13 protein-coding genes are annotated in these 18,911 nt (G+C 38.6%); 8 read left to right on the plus strand and 5 right to left on the minus strand.

The genetic code is table 11. The features are described 5' to 3' along the window. The first annotated feature begins 999 nt into the window (after positions 1-999). The 4 genes from murC to ftsZ all read left to right on the plus strand — a co-directional run bounded on the left by murC (position 1,000) and on the right by ftsZ (position 6,411). The gene (gene murC, locus M23134_RS10830) at positions 1,000-2,439 is read left to right on the plus strand and encodes a UDP-N-acetylmuramate--L-alanine ligase (RefSeq protein WP_002695906.1); all 1,440 of its coding nucleotides are present in this window, start codon (positions 1,000-1,002) and stop codon (positions 2,437-2,439) included. Next, positions 2,375-3,178, plus strand: a complete 804-nt coding sequence (locus tag M23134_RS10835; protein ID WP_053337287.1) for a cell division protein FtsQ/DivIB — start codon at positions 2,375-2,377, stop codon at positions 3,176-3,178. The genes murC and M23134_RS10835 overlap by 65 nt, the downstream gene beginning before the upstream one ends. Positions 3,179-3,185: 7 nt before the next feature. After that, positions 3,186-4,502: a cell division protein FtsA gene (gene ftsA / locus M23134_RS10840; RefSeq protein WP_002695908.1), complete on the plus strand. Its 1,317-nt coding sequence runs from the start codon at positions 3,186-3,188 to the stop codon at positions 4,500-4,502. 274 nt (positions 4,503-4,776) lie between these two features. After that, on the plus strand, positions 4,777-6,411 hold the full coding sequence (gene ftsZ, locus M23134_RS10845; protein ID WP_002695909.1) for a cell division protein FtsZ: 1,635 nt from the start codon (positions 4,777-4,779) through the stop codon (positions 6,409-6,411). A 235-nt stretch (positions 6,412-6,646) separates the two neighbouring features. Here ftsZ and M23134_RS10850 read toward each other — a convergent pair whose 3' ends face one another. Next, complete coding sequence (locus tag M23134_RS10850; protein WP_002695583.1) at positions 6,647-8,296, minus strand: IS1634 family transposase; 1,650 nt, start codon at positions 8,294-8,296, stop codon at positions 6,647-6,649. 390 nt (positions 8,297-8,686) lie between these two features. Here M23134_RS10850 and M23134_RS10855 point away from each other — a divergent pair, with 390 nt between their 5' ends. After that, positions 8,687-9,346, plus strand: coding sequence for a DUF2306 domain-containing protein (locus M23134_RS10855; RefSeq protein WP_002695910.1), 660 nt, complete (start codon positions 8,687-8,689; stop codon positions 9,344-9,346). Positions 9,347-9,399: 53 nt separating this feature from the next. Continuing rightward, positions 9,400-9,873, plus strand: a complete 474-nt coding sequence (locus M23134_RS10860; protein ID WP_002695911.1) for a hypothetical protein — start codon at positions 9,400-9,402, stop codon at positions 9,871-9,873. Positions 9,874-9,937: 64 nt separating this feature from the next. Here the strand turns inward: M23134_RS10860 and M23134_RS10865 are convergent, their stop codons facing one another. Together M23134_RS10865 and M23134_RS37905 are read right to left on the minus strand one after the other, a co-directional pair. Further along, positions 9,938-10,309 (minus strand): response regulator, encoded by a 372-nt coding sequence (locus M23134_RS10865; RefSeq protein ID WP_002695912.1) that lies wholly within the window; start codon positions 10,307-10,309, stop codon positions 9,938-9,940. Further along, positions 10,302-13,508 (minus strand): PAS domain S-box protein, encoded by a 3,207-nt coding sequence (locus M23134_RS37905; RefSeq protein WP_198145005.1) that lies wholly within the window; start codon positions 13,506-13,508, stop codon positions 10,302-10,304. The genes M23134_RS10865 and M23134_RS37905 overlap by 8 nt, the downstream gene beginning before the upstream one ends. Before the next feature lie 312 nt (positions 13,509-13,820). Between M23134_RS37905 and M23134_RS10875 the strand changes: the two genes are divergently transcribed. Both M23134_RS10875 and M23134_RS10880 read left to right on the plus strand, forming a co-directional pair. After that, positions 13,821-14,501 (plus strand): type 1 glutamine amidotransferase domain-containing protein, encoded by a 681-nt coding sequence (locus tag M23134_RS10875; protein WP_002695916.1) that lies wholly within the window; start codon positions 13,821-13,823, stop codon positions 14,499-14,501. Positions 14,502-14,757: 256 nt separating this feature from the next. Then, positions 14,758-15,126 (plus strand): DoxX family protein, encoded by a 369-nt coding sequence (locus M23134_RS10880; protein WP_002695917.1) that lies wholly within the window; start codon positions 14,758-14,760, stop codon positions 15,124-15,126. A gap of 70 nt (positions 15,127-15,196) precedes the next feature. Here the strand turns inward: M23134_RS10880 and M23134_RS10885 are convergent, their stop codons facing one another. Both M23134_RS10885 and M23134_RS10890 read right to left on the minus strand, forming a co-directional pair. Next, on the minus strand, positions 15,197-15,493 hold the full coding sequence (locus M23134_RS10885; protein ID WP_002695918.1) for a hypothetical protein: 297 nt from the start codon (positions 15,491-15,493) through the stop codon (positions 15,197-15,199). A gap of 18 nt (positions 15,494-15,511) precedes the next feature. After that, entirely contained in the window at positions 15,512-18,496 is a 2,985-nt protein-coding gene (locus M23134_RS10890; protein WP_002695919.1) for a glycoside hydrolase family 3 N-terminal domain-containing protein, read from the minus strand. Between the last annotated feature and the right edge of the window lie 415 nt (positions 18,497-18,911).

Raw genomic sequence — 18,911 nt, forward strand, 5'->3', positions numbered from 1 at the left:
TATAAACTTATAAATGTTTGTCACTATTCATTTAAGAATAGCAAATAAATAATTACTTGATTGATTGTAGTTGATAAGTTTATTCAAACTATCGCAGGCATATCTTTCCTTTAGCACACCGTGCTTAAACACGATTTCTTAAAGGACAAAAATCCTATAACTCTCTTTATCTAAAAGGTCAGCTCAAGATCATCAAACATTCCTCTTTTAATAAGAAAATACCCACTTGTACTCATCAAATTGTACAAATGTCTTTTAGTTCAAATAGTATAATAGGTTGGTGGTATGATTTATAAAATTTAGAGATATTGTAAATAGTATGTCTGATCAATTATTAGTTGGTGTTACAAATGTAATGGGTAACCCTTTCAAAAATCAAATAATTGCACTTGCTTTTAGTCCATTTCTGGGAAACGGAGTTTTTTATTGTGTATACCTTAATGTTTTTTTGTTGGTAAAGGAGTAATCATTTATGAAGATGTTTTAAGTAAGTGTTTGATTATTAGATATTTATATGTGAATATGAAGTAAACAATTACTCATTTTTGTATAAAAAATAAAAAGAGGTGTTTTTTTGAGAAAAAGTAATACGAATTTGATTTATTTTTATGATGATCTGATTACAGCGTTTTTTTGTCGTGAAAAGATGAGGTGTTTTTTTGAAAAAATGGCATCAGTGCCTTGCTTTAAGGTGTTTGAGCCAAAAGTGGGTGTTTGGGGGGAAAGCAGGGTATGTTTTTTCTTGGTTTATTGTCATCTGTTTTATTAGGTAAAAACAGCAAATTGTATGGTAGTAAATGCTCATGTATGTTTTTGTATTTTAACTTTGATACATTTTTGATAAAAATATTGTCTAAAAGCGTGTTACACTCAATTTTTTGCTTGAAAAAAACAAAATAAAGCATGTGTGACCATTTAAAAATCAAACCGTTTTACTTATTTTTGCCAAATTTATTAAAGTAAACCTGGCTTAACGAATAAGCTTCATTATTATCAATAATGTTGGAACAAATCAAAAACATCTATTTTATAGGTATTGGAGGCATAGGCATGAGTGCTCTGGCAAGGTGGTTCAATACTCACCAATACCAAGTAGCTGGCTATGATCGCACCCCTACTACCCTAACCACTCAACTTCAGCAAGAAGGCATTGATATACATTTTGACGACAATGTAGCGCATATTCCAGAGGCATTTACCCACCCTGCGACTACATTGGTAGTATATACACCTGCTGTACCTGCACAGCACAAGCAATTAAATTATTTCAAACAACATAATTTTCAAGTCAAAAAAAGAGCTGAAGTACTTGGTTTTCTTACACAAGACAGGTTTACAGTAGCGGTTGCCGGAACTCACGGAAAAACCTCTACCTCTTCTATGATTGCCCATATTATTCATTATGCAAAAAAGAATTGTACTGCTTTTTTAGGAGGAATACTTCAGGAGTATGAATCTAACCTTATATTGAGTCAAGAGATTGATAAAGAGTCTATTATGGTGGTGGAAGCTGATGAGTATGATCGATCTTTTTTGCATTTGCACCCCAATATTGCAGTGCTTAACTCAGTAGATGCAGACCATTTAGACATTTATGGTAACGAAGACTCAGTGCTTGATTCTTATGTGGCTTTCATCAAAAAAATCAAAGAAAACGGTAGACTTTTTATAAAAAAAGAAATACATTTAGGCACTAACTTACTTCCAAATACAGTTATTACAAAGAGTTTTGCTTTAGAACAAAATGCAGATTGCCAGGCACAGCATGTACAAGTATCCCCTGAGGCATTTTACTTTGATTTTCACACAGAAGACATCACTATTCAAAACATAAAAATCAAAGTACCTGGCTATCACAATATCATCAATGCAACTGTAGCTATAGCCGTAGCCCTGGAGTTGGGCATTGACCCTCAACAAATTAGAGATGCACTAGCTGTGTATAAAGGAGTAAAACGTCGTTTTGAGTATATTTTACAACATAAAAATATCATTTACATCGACGATTACGCACATCACCCTACTGAGATAGAGGTATTTCTTAAGTCAGTGAAAGCGATGTACCCAAACAAAAAGATCACGGCGATTTTCCAGCCTCATTTATTTACTCGTACCCGCGACTTTTTAGATGGATTTGCCAAGAGCTTAAGCCTTACCGATCAGTTGGTGTTGCTTGATATTTACCCGGCAAGAGAGCAACCCATTCAAGGGGTAACCTCTCAGTTGATTTTGGATAAAGTAACTATAAAAGATAAAACATTGTGTGGCAAAAACGAACTTTATGACTTTTTGCAAAGGAACGATACCGAAGTTGTACTTACCATAGGAGCCGGAGATATAGGGGCTATGGTAGATAAAATTGGAGCACTGTTAAATGAAAAATATATTCAAAAAGAAGAAAACGAAAAAACAAATACCCAAAAGCAAATTAAGATTTAGAAAAAATGTTGTAATTTCTTTTTGGGTTGTAATTATTTTCTTGGTGTTTGGCTTTATCGAAATCAGACATAATGGAAGACTATGTACTGATATTCAGATAAATATTGAAAACGAAGCGGATAATTACTTTTTGTCTACCGAAGACGTCATCCGCCTAATGACCAATGGAGGAAAAGAAAAAGTGCTCAATAATAGCTTCAGTAATATCTCTATCAAAACCCTGGAAAAAAGAGTCAAAGAGGGGAACGCATTTGTAGAAAAATGTCAAATAGCAAGAAATTTGAAGGGAGTATTGTTTGTAGATGTTACCTTGAAACGCCCCATAGCCCGATTTATAAGAAAAAGCAAGGCAGATGTTTATGTAGACAATAATGGGGTGGTGCTTAACGTTTTAAGAAAATTTACAGCTAGAGTATTGCTGGTAACTCAAAGCGAGCGAACTGCTCCTCTTGATTTCAAACGCAATAAACAAGACAAAGAGTTACTTGAAATGATCAGGTATATTTACCAAGATCCCTTTCTCAAAGCACAAATAGCTCAAGTAGATGTGCTTAAAAACCAAGATATGATACTGTATTTACAATTAGGCAAACAAGTGGTTGACTTTGGTAATTTAAACCAATGGAAAAGCAAACTTGATAGATTTAAGGTTTTTTATAAAGAAATACTTCCTCGAAAAGGCTGGAATGCTTACCGTAAGATCAGCTTGCGTTTCGACAAACAGATAATTTGCGAATAATACTGACATGAAAGATAAAATTGTAGTAGGATTAGACATAGGCAGCACTAAAATATGTGCCCTGGTAGGTAAAAAAGACCAATTTGGTAAAATAGAATTACTAGGCATGGGCAAGGCGCCGTCAGAAGGGGTAACCCGTGGAGTAGTAATTAATATCGACAAAACTGTGACTGCTATCTCAGAAGCCATCGAAGAAGCTGAGCAGACTTCTGGCATAGATATACGCATTGTAAATGTGGGTATTGCCGGGCAACATATCAAAAGCCTGAAACAGAATGGAAGTATTACCCGTGATTCGGCAGAGAACGAAATAACTCGCAATGATGTCAATCGTTTGATCAACGACATGTACCGTATTGTAACACCACCTGGTAACGAGATTATTCACGTGATGCCACAAGACTATACGGTTGACTTTGAGACTGGTATCAAAGAGCCAATAGGTATGTCGGGTATCAAACTCGAAGCTGATTTCAATATCATTACAGCCCAAACCAGCGCCATCAACAACATCAACCGTTGTGTGAAACGTACCGGACTTGAAATAGAAAACCTGATACTAGAACCTATAGCTTCCAGCTTGTCGGTGCTTACCGACGAAGAGCGTGAAGCTGGGGTAGTATTGGTGGATATTGGAGGAGGAACTTCTGACGTAGCTATATTTTATGAAAATATTATACGCCATACCGCCGTTATACCTTTTGGAGGCGATATTATAACCTCTGATATCAAAGAAGGTTGTAGAATAATGACTGGACAGGCCGAAAAACTCAAAGTAAAGTTTGGGAAAGCAATTGTCGAAAAAGCCAACGTAAACGAGTTTGTGTCTATTCCAGGTCTGAGGGGGCGTTCACCCAAAGAAATATCCGTACGTAATCTGGCACACATTATCGAGGCGCGTATGCAAGAAATCATAGAGTCAGTGCACCAAGAGATTATTAAATCTGGTTACCTCAATAAGCTGGTAGGCGGTATTGTAATTACTGGTGGTGGGTCTCAATTGAGAAACTGCAAGCAGCTATTTGAGTTTATGACTGGAATGGATGCAAGGGTAGGTTACCCGAATGAGTACCTTGGTAAAACGAAAGTAGAAGCTGCCAAGAGCCCAATGTATGCAACTACCATAGGGCTGGTAATGGCTGGTTTCAGAGCTTTAGATGATAGGGATACAAAGTATCAAACGCAGATTAATAACAACACAGCAACTTCAAAAACAAAAACAAAAGCAAAACAAGCTTCTGGGGGTGATTTTTTCCGGAAAATCATAGAACGTACCAAAGGACTGTTAATTGACGACTTTGATGACAAAAAAAATAACTATTAAGTGGATTTGGTCGAGTGGCTTCTTCTAAAAAGGAAGGTTCACCATAGGCAACCAATTATAAAAAGCCATTAAAAAAGGCTTAAACGTTTGTAAAAAACAGATTATCAATTATTTGACTATCTCGGTTCAATAGCTTATATTTCGATCTAAATCAAATAAATCATTTGATCTATCGTATATAAATGGCACATAATAGGCTGATAATCAGGTTTTTATCAGTTGGTTGCGCTAAATCTCTCATTTTGAGATAGTTGCACAAATAACCCTAAAAAGTATGGAACAAAACAACTACAAGTTTGACATTCCTGCCAATGAAAACTCTATAATTAAAGTGATCGGTGTTGGAGGAGGAGGGAGCAATGCGGTGAATCACATGTTCGATCGTGGTATTAAAGATGTAGAGTTTTTCGTTTGTAACACAGACATTCAAGCACTGTCCTTGAGTTCTGTTCCCGCCAAATTACAAATTGGCACCGCACTTACCGAAGGTTTGGGAGCTGGTGCTAATCCTGAAAAAGGCAGAGAAGCAGCTTTAGAAAGTAAAGAAGATATTCGAGATTTATTGAGCTTAAGCACCCGTATGCTATTTATTACAGCGGGTATGGGAGGAGGTACCGGAACTGGTGCCGCACCTATTATTGCTGAGATTGCTCGTGAATTAGGGGTTTTGACTGTTGCCATTGTAACAGCTCCATTTGCTTTTGAAGGGAAGAAAAAACGTAAACACGCAGAAAATGGAATTAATCAATTGAAACAACATTGTGACACAGTGTTGGTAATTTCAAATGATAAACTCCGCGAAATATATGGCAACCTGAAAATGAGCGAAGCCTTTGCTCAAGCAGATAGTATCTTAACTACTGCAGCCAAAGGGATTGCTGAAATTATTACAGTACCTGGTTATGTCAATGTTGACTTTGAGGATGTAAAAACTGTAATGCGCGACTCTGGTGCAGCAGTGATGGGCTCTGCTAAAACCGAAGGAGAAAATCGTGCGTTAAGAGCTGCCCAAGAGGCATTGAATTCTCCATTATTAAACAACCGAAGTATTCACGGATCTCAGAAAGTATTGCTTTCAATCATGTCTGGCGAAACCTCTGAGTTACAAATGGACGAGTTAACCGATATTACCGATTATATTCAGGATCAAATAGGCGAAGATGCTGATTTGATTTTTGGTAATGGTATTGATCCTGCTTTAGGTGACTGCATCAGTGTTACTATTATTGCTACTGGCTTTAAAGGTGAAGAAAGACTGGCTTCTAATGAACCCAAAAAAACTGAGCCAATTGTACAAAATACTCCAATAACAAACACTCCTGCTACTCCAGTAATCAATACTCCTGTAGTTGAGTCTACTCCACCACCAATGGTAAACAAGGCAAAGGAAGAAGTAGAAGAGAGAAACGTAGTATTTAATCTTAATGGCAACAGCCAGGCAAATACACCTAAAAAAGTAGAAGAGCCCAAAATAGAAGAGCCGTCAGAGCCCCAACGTGTCATTTATGACCTGGATGATGATGCCTCAGAGGAGGATCCAATTTCTAACGTCAAAAAAAAAGATTTGACTGATGAACCAGAGGACATAAATACTCCCCAAGTTGAACAAATTGAAATAGAAAAACAAGAAGAACCGCCAGTTCAATCGCCACCTTTGTCAGAAATTGACCTAAAGCGCCAGCAGTTGATAAAACAAGCAGATGAGCGAATCAATAAACTGAAAAAGTTGAGCAAAAATTTTGAGAACGAAGGCTTTAAAGATAAAATAGACGTACCGGCTTATTTACGTCGTGGGGTCAAATTAGTAGAGCCACCGCATTCTTCTGAAAATAATATATCGCGTTATAACATAAACGACGAAAACGAAATACTGGGTAACAACAAGTTTTTTACTGACAAAACTGACTAAGTTTTTGACGTGATTTACCAGTTGCCCCTGATAACTTCTTCCTTGAATATTTACAAGGAAGAAGTTTTTTTTTGCCCTTTTTCAAAATACAAAAAATAAAGTGTACCATAGAAACGGTCAAAGTTATGGTACTTCTTCGAAGAGAAGTTTTGAAGAAGTACCTCCGCTAGAGCCGACTTTCCGCACCTGTGTAGCTAAAACCGAGTAATTTATTAAACCACTGTTTATGAGGCGTTTATTCAAGGAGATAGTATTTCCTAACTTCTTGCCCCAGTAACCTAATGACCTTTGTATGCATCTCATTCATATTAAGAATGAGCATAGGTTGTTCTTGATTAACCCACAAGCAGTGAATGCCTCTAAAAAACTCGAAAATCCATTTCATTGTGGGTTTTTGAGTTTCTTTTTTAGTTTGATCCAGGACAAACTCCTTTTCCTGCTGCAGGTTTTTTCTTAATTCTCTCTCCAAAGCTGCATACACCATCAGCGACAATGCCATAATCATGAGTATAGCTTCAAGTCTCTCTGGCTTTTTTACAAAGAAGCTATCAGCAAGGAAAGCTTTATCTTTCAAAAACCTAAAACCTTTCTCGACATTAGATTGTCCTTTGTAAGCCAGTAGTTTATGTCCATTCCCCCACCTTTGTGCTGTATCATTGGAAGCAATCACAAACTTGCCCTGTTTTTGTCTTAGTTGTTCATAGTGTGTGAGTTTGGTTAGTGGACACCCTGTAATACGATACCCTATGGTCTGTTTTTGAGCTCCTTTGGGAGGTTTACCTGGTTTTTTAAACCCCTTGACTTGTTGAAAATTCAGGTCTTCTATTGACAAGTACTGGCACTTTTTTGAAAATTGTTCCCAGGCTTTTTCTGCATCCTGTTTACAGCTAAAAACCTTTTTGCAAAGCTTGATAAAGTCTTGGTGCTCTTCACTGCTTTTTTTTAGGTAACGTTTTTTCAAACTATGAACATCCCGCTTATAACCTGCCTCAGAAAAGACAACCATCCATTCTTGTCTTACACCTCCATAGCTGTTGCATACTTTCTGGTAGCGGTAGTTTTTCAATTTTTCTTCTGTGAAGAATTGCATATGCTCTGGCTGTACCTGTAGGAGTAATTCTTGAACAGCAGTAAGCTTGGAAGGAACACGGGTGATCCAATAATGCCGACCTGAGATTTTACCGATGGTTTCCTCAGTGTATAAGGCACTATCTGCCACCCAACATATAGGCTGACCATTATTCTGCAAACGTTCTACATAATCATCAATGGTTTGACCAAAGCTTGTTTGGTCACTTGTATTGCCATGCAAACCTTCCATAAGCAAAGGTATGCCTGAGGAGTTTTCTACTACCAAGTTAAGCATTACCTGATTTAGGTCAGGGCGGTGATCCCGGCTGTAACCTTGGGTGATGTGAAGGCAAGAAACCTCTGCTTCGTTAAGTTCACTATTATATTGCCCTTCCAACCCAAAACTGGTCGCATCCAAGTGGCGAAACTCTGAGTCTACTTCTTCTGACAAACCCAGTATTTCATAACTCTGTGCAGCCAAATGGCTGAATAACTCACTTACACCAAAGGCATACAAATCATCCAAGCAACGACCAAGACGATCATCATTGAACATTTCTGCGCTTAGATTTTCTCCTAATAAGTGAGCAACAGGCTTATCAGAAAAAAAATGAGGACTCAGGTATAAGCGACGCTCGGCAAAACCTAAACCATTTAAAATCAAGGCTTTGACGCAAGTACCTGTGCTTACTTGATGAAGCCCATTGGTGTTAGGTAAAAGCTCATCTATTTTAGAGCTCAAGTTTAAACGATCACACATGCCACTTACCAACCCTAAGTGGTCAAGGTTTTTACTTATGGGAAATGATTGCATACCAAAAAGTAAAACTTTTGGTCGACATAAAAAAATAATGCTTTTGCAATCAAGTGATTACATCAATTATTTGTTTTCCCGAACATACGTGCGGAAAGTCGGCTAGAGGCGCCATTTAATGGGTAAGTGATCTGGAAAAAATAAGATGTTCCAATTCAAGAAAATATATTGTTCTCAGACGATTCAAAAAAACGGTGCATAGCCAAAACTATGAAACTTTTTTTTTGAGAAGAATGAGGGCAATAGATACACTTTAATGGCTCAAATTATTTATGAAAGATCACTAAGTCATTTTTTTCAATAAAAATACTCCTTTTCTTCTACTCCCTTCCACGCTTTTATTTGTCTTACGTATAAACCAATAAAACTTACTGTAGCATATATACTTATATGGCCATAGAAAATAAAGTACAACTTTGGGGTTTTCGCTTAGGGTGGTTAATGATTGTATTCTGGAGCATTGTGGTATTTTTGAATGTACTCGATTACTTTTCCTTTCGTACCGATGTAGAGTTTTTGCTTTGGAAGGGAAACCTGGTTCAAAACCTTACCTGGATGGCGTCTTTTTACGTACACATTACCTCTAGCATTATCTGTTTGGTTACTGGTCCTTTTCAGTTTGTACCCAGGTTGCGTCATCGTTACCCAAAACTTCACCGAAAGGTAGGCAAAGCGTATGTTTTTACTATCTTGTTTTTGGCTGCCCCCAGTGGTTTATATATGGCATTTTTTGCCAATGGAGGTTTTTGGGCACAATTGGCCTTTTTTATACTAGCATGGTTGTGGTTTATTACTACTTTTTTGGCCTTACAAACCGCTATTAAACGCGACTTTGTGGCACATCGCAAGTGGATGGTGCGAAGTTATGCATTGGTGTTTTCTGCAGTGACACTAAGGCTGTACATGCCTTTGCTCACCTATGGCATAGGGCAGTTTGGCTTGCCCACTATGGACCCAGAACTGGCGGTGGTGGTCACCTCCTGGATTAATTGGGTGCCTAATTTATTGATAGCCGAGTTGTTGTTGAGGTTAGCGCCTAAAAGTCTCTAAAATATATACAATTATTTAACAAATCGAAGTTATAATATCAAATTACAAGTATTATGAAGCATATAAAAAAAACTGTTTTAGGGGTGTCAACGTTGGCACTGGTAGTTCTTTTTACCACAGCAATGATTTCGCGTAGTGTTGATAAAATACCAGTAAAGGCGAAAACAACATTGATTGATAAAAAAGACCGGGTTCAATTGAGTTCCAGAGGGCGCTTGTTTGTGCACGAAAACTTAACGAAACCGTTGGCGAGGCGTTATAAAGTAAACCTCAAACGCCAGATGATTAGCCGTTGCCCTAGTGGTTTACGTTATGCCATATACGAGTCACCCGCAGAAGCGAGCCCTTATTTTGTAGGCAAGATGAGATTGTATTCGGGATGTAAAGGCAAAGTAGTATGCGAGTTTAGGGTAAATACTTCGGAAGATAAAATTGAGGTTTTTCAGGAAGATAAACAACGGTATGTTGCTGTATCAAACTGGATATTGGCGAGCTCATCTACAACTCAACAAGCACAAAAAAATTAAGTTTATAGCTTATGTATGCTTATAAAAACATCCTGTCATTGATTATCTCTGACAGGATGTTTTTTTATATAATGTGCTTAAATATATGACTGGCTTTTTGTTTAGTGAGTGGTTTTACTACAAAATCTATAACATTGGAATATGCCGAAGCTTGTTTTATTTCTTTTTCACGAGATGAAGAAGTAAGCATGATTATTTTAGTGTGCTGGCATAATGCCAATATTTTTAATTCTTCTAAAAATTCAAACCCATCCATTACAGGCATTTTTATATCTAAAAATATAAAGTCAGGGCAGGTATGTTGGAGGCATTTGATGGCCTCCTGACCATTAGTGGCTGACTCAACAGATTGAAAACCAAGCTCTGTGAGCATCTTTTTACATAAAAAATTAGTGATTTCGTCGTCGTCTACCAATAAAACCGTTGATTTATTCATTTCCCAGATAAATTTTGAATGTGGTTCCTTGATTCAATTTACTTGTTACTTCTATGAATCCACGATGGGATTCAACGATGGATTTTAGTATGTATAAACCTATACCTTTTCCTTCAACGTGGACATGTAAACGTTTGAATAGTCCAAATAGTTTGTCTTTCGATTTGCTTAAATCTATGCCTAAACCGTTGTCTTTTACCATGAGACATACTTGCCCATTATGCATAGTTGTACGTATTCTAATAGAAAGTGGACGATGAGCATCGCGGTATTTAATGGCATTGGTTAGTAAGTTTTGCATAATACTTTTGAGATGAAATAAAGGGTACTCTACCGACGGAGCGGCAGAAAAATCAGTGGTAATAGAGGCTTTTGCTTCCACAATTTGGGTTTCTAGGCTGGCTTTAACGTTGGCAAATAGTGCTTCAAAGCCAATAGACTCTTTTTGCATACCCATTTCCTGTTTAAGCGCAATTACTTCATTAAGGTTATTGAGGGTGTTTTGCATACGCACGACTGATAACTGCATCCTCTCGAAAACATCAAGGTTGTCTTCCTTTATTCCTTGAGCTTCCTCTATGAGCATCATTAATCCCTGTAGGTTTGCCAAAGGAGCCTTTAGATCATGCGAAGCTACATAGGTGAGCTCTTCCAGCTCTTTGTTCACTTTTTCCAATTGATTTTTCTTTCGGAGTAGTTCCTTTTCTACCTTTTTTCTATCACTAATGTCGGCAAATACATTGCATATAGCTGGTTGCCCTTTATACTCGATAGAAATACCTGAAATAAGGCAGTATTTGATATTATTTTTGAGGGTAACTATTTTCTCCTCTACTGGTGGTACATAGCTCCCTTTTTTAGCGTACAACTCTTTTATTCTCTCCGAAGCCACCTGCAGCGAGTCAGGGTGCAAAATATTTTGGATAGGTAAGTTCAATAGTTGGTCTTGGTGACTGGCTTCAAGGGTTTGTTTACTGAATGGATTAGCATAAATAATTTTACCTTTTGCATGTAGTACAATGCCTATGGGAGCCGATTCGGTAAGCGAGCGGTAACGCTCTTCGCTTTCTCGTAAATCTTTTTCCTTGATTTGCTTTTCTATGAGGTTTCCTATCCAGCGTGCCAATAGGTTGATAAACTCTCCAGCTACACTTGGGTAACCTGTATGAGCCTGAGTGCTGGTAATACATAGTGATCCGTATTTTTTGCCAAATACGTGAATAACTGTGCCTATGTATGACAAAACCTGGCTGTTTTTAGGTTTTATAGTCGCCCATTTTTTATCTTGAGTATTGGCAACCATTAATACATCATCTTTGCCTAGGGTGACTTTACACAACGTATCTGCTAAAGGAATAACCGTACCTGCTGGCATTTGATCTTGGGTGCTGTAACTATTGAGTACTATGAAATTTTCTTGGTTGACTGAGCTTACCATTCCAGTTTCAGCATTAAAAAATGTAGTGGTAAGCTTGAGCGCATTTTGTAGCTGTAAATCTATTTCCTCAGAGGCATTGCTGGTAATTTGATAGAGAAGTTGCATGTGCGCCTGGCGATCCATCAGAGATTTCTGTGCTTGTTTTTGCTCACTAATGTCTTGCATAATAGCCATGATGTGGGTTCCATCTGCTTTATTGATGATATTAGTGGATATAGAGATAACCCTTTGCGCCCCGCCTTTTTGTTCTATTATCCAAGACTCATTGCTAAGGTTATGGCCCTTCATTAGTTGCTCCATTCTTACACTTCCACTTATGTGAGTATGGGTAGCGTCAGGCAAGATAGTTTGGTACCAACCCAAAGTATTGATTTCCTTTAGCGTGTATCCGGTTATTTTTTCCATTTGCTGATTCCACACTGTAAATCTTATATAAGGATATTGACTGGTTTGATGAAATACAGAGATACCTTCAGCAGCATATTGTATGATAGAGTCTACAAACTGTTTTTCTTTGATCAATTCTAGTTTATTTTGCACATTCTCGGTAATGTCATGCACAGTAGCAAGCAAGTAATTCGTATTATCAATGTACAGCGGATTAGAGTAGGCTTCTACATGTTTGACAAGCCCTGTTTTGGTGAGGTGCTTAAATTGGAACTTGTTTTTTTGTTGGTGTTTGGCTTGTTGCAATGATTTTACTACTCCTTTTTGATCCAGTAGGTTCAAGTCAGAGATTTTTAGTTGTACAAGTTCGTCGTAACTATAGCCATAAAATGCTTCGGCTGCCTGGTTAGCATCTACAATTTTGCTGGTATCAGGGTGAATTAAAAGCTTAACGGCTTTATCTTCTTTAAAATATTGACGAAAACGTTGTTCACTTTCCTTAAGTTTTACCTCTGATTGTATTCGGTTCATTTCGGCACCAATGCGCGTGGCAAATAATTCAAACAAAGAGGATGTATAAGAAGCATTGTCAATCGCTTGTTTGTACAAGGCAATGATAATACCCAGACTTTTGCCCTCAGAGTCAAAAATAGGAGTTCCCAGATAGCCCTCTACGCTCATTTCTGTCAGCATTTTATCTTCAGGAAATAGTTCTGCTACATTTTGTGGGTATACACAAGTGCTTTGTCCGGTTACATTGGCACAAGGGGTACCTTGCAAAACATAACAAAAGTTAGGAATTAGTTGATTGGTAGTACTAATTGTGATTGTTTGTATTTTCTGGTCTTGTGGTATGTTTTTTCCAATTACTACAAAATCAGCTGCTATTACCTGGCAAAGGCTTTGGGCAATTTGGTTGAAGTACGCCTGCCCTTTTTTATGTGCCGAATGATTGACAATGTCTTTGATGGCTTGTTCTCGTTTTTTTAAAATCTCATGAGCACTATTGTGTTGCTTTTCTTGGCTGATTAATCCAAACAATTTGGGGGAGGTGCTTTGGCCAGGGCGTAGTTCAAACACATCTTTAACCCAGATGGGAGGTTGGTTGGCTGGGCAAACCCTGTACTGAATTGTTTGAACGCCCCCTTTCTGCGTAGCTTGCTCATAGTATTGTTGTACAAACTGCAGGTCTTCCGGGTGTATACATTCCCAAAAGTTTGTGAGTTTTTTTGAAGTAAGTTGTGGTAATAAGGTAATGACCGACTGACTGACATATTTGAGGCTTAAGGGAGCAATAGTAGCCTCCCAAAAAATGGGTGTACTTTGGACAGGTGTATTTTGAGAGAAAGACGTATGTAGGGGGGTATTTTTCATAAAATTCATATTGGCTAAGTAAGAAACATTTGCTTATATGATGGTAGTATGATCAAAAAAACGTGACAACTGGAGCACTCATTTATACTTTCAATAAAAATGTACAAAACACTACAATGGATAATAGAGCCAGTCAGATTACTATCCAAACAACGTGATACTTTGGATTTAGGTTATTTCTTATCATACATCAATTTTTGGTAAAGATAAACCCTTTACTTTTGTATTAAATAAAGTTTAAGTCAGTAAGTGTTTGGTTATAAGCTGCTTACTACGACCTGACCCATTTTTTAATATAAATGTAATAAGCTCATGAAAAAGTTGTTATTTGTACTTACAAGCCACGACGAACTAGGGAATACTGGAGAGAAAACCGGATTTTGGATAGAAGAATTTGCCAGCCCTTATTATTTGTTGCAAGATAAAGGTTTTACGATTGATGTAGCTTCACCAAAAGGAGGACAAGTCCCTGTTGATCCTAAGAGCGCCTCGGCAGATTTTATGACGCCTGCTACTGAACGTTATAATAACGATGCAGCTACCCAAGAGGTATTAAGCAAAACCCTGAAGTTGGCAGACATCAATCAAGATGGATACGATGCCGTATTTTACCCTGGTGGGCATGGTCCTTTATGGGACTTGGCAGAAGATAAGGATTCTATTGCGTTGATTGAAAAGTTTTACCAGAACAATAAACCCGTCGCAGCTGTTTGTCACGCCCCAGCGGTGTTCAAACACACCAAAGCAGCCGATGGAAGTCCCTTGGTAAAAGGCAAGCAAGTAACGGGCTTTACCAATTCAGAAGAAGATGCAGTACAACTCACCGATGTGGTACCGTTTCTGGTAGAAAACATGCTCAAAGAAAATGGAGGAGTTTACTCTAAAGCGGAAGATTGGAGCCCTTATGCAATCACTGACGGTTTGTTGATTACAGGGCAAAACCCGGCTTCTTCGGAGTTGGTGGCAGAGAAACTACTAGAAGTTTTGAACTAAAGTAAGGCAAAGGCAAGTTGTTTTTTCGTGGCAACTTGCCTTTATTATATCGAGCTTGTTTAAGGTTTCTTCAAATGATTCAAAACTAGTTTTTTGATTACATGCTTTGTTGTGTAAATACTCATTTAGCTCTGCTAAACTCCGTTTTACACGCCTCGCCTGAAAATCAAAAATTAAATTTTTGCTATCAAAGCATAAACCGTAAACAAGTTCATCTTTTAAAGTCTAACTGTCAACTTTTACTCATCTCATTTATATGAAAACAGTATTACTCATTGCGCGAATTTTACTAGGCGTATTCATTACCTATGGTGGGATTAATCACTTCTTAAACCCTGCCCTGTATGCTCCTTTCATTCCTGATTTTTTGCCCGAAGCATTGGTAAACTACGGATCAGGTATATTAGAAATTATATTAGGAGTTGGCTTATTTGTTCCGGGTTATAAACAGTGGGCAGCCTTTGGTATATTTCTTCTAATGATTGCTTTTTTGCCCCTGCATGTCATAGATGTTTTTGCGGCAAATCCTGCCGTTGGTAGCAAGTCGGCTGCTTATATTCGTTTGCCAGTGCAGTTTGTCTTTATTGCCTGGGCTTGGTGGGTATGGAAAGATACTAAAAAGTAAAACTCAATAAGCCAATTGGCTTATTGGCTTATTGAGTTTTACTTTTTATGTTAGTAGTGCTATTGCTGATTTACTTCTGTTTAGGTAAAATCACTTTTTGCCCTTCAGGAATAGGCGATTTGTATGCATTACCTTTGGGCGTTTTCATAAAGTCAGCTTTGGCGGCTTTCAATAACCTGGCATTAGTGAGTAAACCAATCCCCGTAAGGGTCAATACTTTGGTGGCAACTTGTGCTCCAGACTTGTTGCGATTGTATCGATGTACGCCCATAATCAGGATTACTTGATGCTTAGTACTGGTAGCAATGACCAACCCTTTGGCTACTTGTTTTTCAGGGGTAAAACCAACAATGTAGCCATATAACAATTGAACAATGGTCGTTATTTAATTACTCTTTTTCTGCACAATTGCCCTAAACACCTGGTCTAACAATTTGTGTCGGGTATGGTTTATAATCAACTTTTTGTTCTCTGCCGAAGGGTAAATACGGTTGGATAAAAACACTACCAATACCTCCTCTTTGGGGTCTGCCCACACCACACAACCCGTAAAGCCAGAGTGCCCATAAGAAGCTTGTGAAAACAGGCTGGGCGTATACGAGTAGGGTTTTTCTGGTTTTTTGTCCCAGCCCAACCCTCGGCGGTTCCCCGCAAAATGTGCCCGGGTAAAAGTATCAATGGTGGCAGCTTCAAAGTAGCGAATGCCCCCATATTCGCCCTTTTGCAAGTGCATTTGTAAATACTTGGCAAGGTCATTTACATTAGAAAACAGCCCTGCGTGTCCCGCAACCCCTCCGTGCATGGCGGCACCTTGGTCGTGCACCGTACCTCGTATAATTTTTCGTCTAAAATAGCGGTCATATTCGGTAGGTACCAATCGAGCAGGCTTAAACCTTTGCAAAGGGGTATAGCCTAGAGTGCTCACTCCCAAGGTCTTGTATAAGTGTTGGTGCAGGTGTTTTTCTATAGGTTGCTTAAGTTGGTGCTCGGCAAGGCGCTTGAGCGTATAAAAACTCAAATCACTATAAGTATAGTCATAGCTTGCGGTATCATTTTTCTTTTTACGTAGTTTGGTATCAATGCTCCATTTCCAAAGGCTATCTTCGAGGCTTGCCTTGCCATAAATTCCCTGGGCTACCTGCAAAGGAAAAGCAGGGCTTTTGCGGTAACGATAATAGGTAGGACTCAATGTTTTGGTATGGGTAAGAGTACGTTTCCAGTAAGGCAAATAAGGCAACAAGCCTGCCTGGTGGGTCAATACTTCACGTACAGTCATTTGGTCTTTATTCGTGTTTTTTAGTTCTTTTAGATACTGTACTACCTTGGCATCCAGTTTTAGCGAGTCTTTTTCGTACAAGCACATAATAGCAGGCAAAGTACCCGCTACTTTAGTGATAGAGGCAATGTCGTAAATAGATTCCAGGGTGATTTTTACCCGACGAGCGTAAGTCTGATGCCCGTAAGCTTTGTGCCACACTACTTTACCTTTGCGTGCAACTATTACTTGACAACCCGGCATTTCGCCTTTTTTGATGGCTTTTGTAAGCAAGACATCTATTTTTCTTAAAGAGTCTTTATTCATTTGTACTTCTGCCGGAATGCCATACGCGAGTCTCTTAAGGCTTTGGGTAGTTACACCAGCCCCTTCTTTGAGCAATTTACCCGCCGATACAGGCAAACGTCCATTGACCCCAAATGCCCCAAACAACATTTGAGGCACCAGGCTTCTTGTAATTTTGTTGTCTTCGTAGGCACAAGTCAAGTACTCAGACTTTTCGAAGTGTTGCAAGCTATAGGCGGTGCCCAACACGTTAATGATCACCTTGGTGTGTCGTTCTAACTGCTTGATAAAGTCTATGGCATTTTTGTTTAGCCCATATTTACCCCGATTGCCGTGCTTACGCAAATCGTGGATGCTGACAATGACCACTTTGTGTTTTTTCGCTTTATTGAGCACCACATTGTAGTTCCATTTGCGGGCTTTCAAAGCATTGATGTGAAAATGGGTAAAGGAAGCGTAGTTATTTAATATTTGTTCCATATCGGTTTTGCGGCTTTTGCCAATATTTACTGAGGCAAAAGTGAGGGTGTCTAAACGACGAAAAGGGAGTAGACGATCTTTGTTTTTGACTATGGTCAAGGCCTTTTGATACAACTTGCGTTGCAATGCCTTGGCAGCAGGTGAGCGCAAATCGCGGTACAGATTTTTCAGCGAAAGCGGGGCAGGTTTTTTATTGAGCTTAAGTGAGTATTTAAAAGCCAGCACTTTTTTTACCTTTTGGTCTATAGCGGTTTGGCTTATTTTCTTTTGCAAAATTCCTTTTTGAATTACTTCAATGGCTTTTTTTACATTCTCAGGAGCGAGCAATACATCATTGCCTGCAATGAGCGCCTGAAGGTCTACCTCGCCGGGCTTGTAAAAATTAGTAACTGCCTTCATGTTCAAAGCATCGGTAAAAATAAGCCCTTGGTAGCCCAGTTTTTCTTTCAATAATTTAGTTACTACATTTTTAGAGAGCGTAGTAGGGCGGTTTTGTGCCGAATCGTAAGCGGGTAAATTCAAGTGAGCCACCATCATGCTTTTTACTCCATGTTTGATCAAAGCCTTGAAAGGATATAATTCTATGCTATCTAGGCGATTGGTGTCATGTTTGATCACTGGCAGGGCAAAATGGGAGTCGGTACCTGTATCGCCGTGCCCCGGAAAATGTTTGGCGTTTGCCTGAATACCATTGTCTTGCAGCCCTTTCATATAAGCCACTCCTTTGCGAGCTACTGTTTCGCGGTTTTCGCTAAACGACCGGTAACCAATCACAGGGTTTTTGGGGTTAATGTTTACATCTACCACTGGCGCAAAGTTGATATGAGTACCAAGGCGTTTCATCTGTTGGGCTATTTGTGCCCCCATCTGATAAATAAGCGTATCTTCTTGAATAGCCCCCAGTGTCATTTGAAAAGGAAAACTCATCATATTTTTGAGGCGCATGCCCAGCCCCCATTCGGCATCCATTGCCACCATCAAAGGTGTTTTGGCCTGTTTCTGAAAGTAATTAGTCCAGGTAAGTTGCTTATGAGCATAACCCCGCATAAAAATAACTCCACCAACGTGTTGTTGCCTGATCAGCTTTGCCACACTTACTTTGTGGGTGTCAATGAGCGTGGTATTGGCTGCCACCATAAACAATTGCCCCAAACGCTCTTTAGGGGTAAGCTTGTTAAAAACACTGTCTACCCATTTTTTTTGCATCACATCTACAGGCAGCGTGCGGGTAGTGTGTTTGCCAGCACCATTGCCACAATACCAAAACAGGGGCAAGGCACATATTAGACATAAGGTAGGAAACAGTCGGTTTTTTTTGTTTTTTGACATTGATATAGGTTTCTGAGCTCAAACCCTGCCAGGCTTGAGGGGCTTGTTTGAAAAATCAACTTTAGTAATAAGCAAGATAGCAAGTAATTGTGAATTACATAGTTAGCGAGGTATATAACTCAAAAACTAATCAAGACATTTATGTAAAATAAATGATATGGATTTTATACGAAAAAAGCCTGAAATGAAAGGTTTTATCGTGCTATACAGGTATATTTGTGTTTTATAAGCAAAGAATAATGAAACGTTTATTTGAGGGTAACCACAGATAAGGTTTGCTTTTGACTGAATATACCCTTTGTTAAATCAACAGATTATAGTGGTTTTATGTATGAATAATTGGTGAGTGAGTTGTTGTAATACCTCATTGATTTTCAATGCTAAACAAAGCGTATTTTTATTTGAATTGATTTTT

It is taken from the genome of Microscilla marina ATCC 23134, assembly GCF_000169175.1.
Classification (GTDB): Bacteria; Bacteroidota; Bacteroidia; order Cytophagales; family Microscillaceae; genus Microscilla; species Microscilla marina.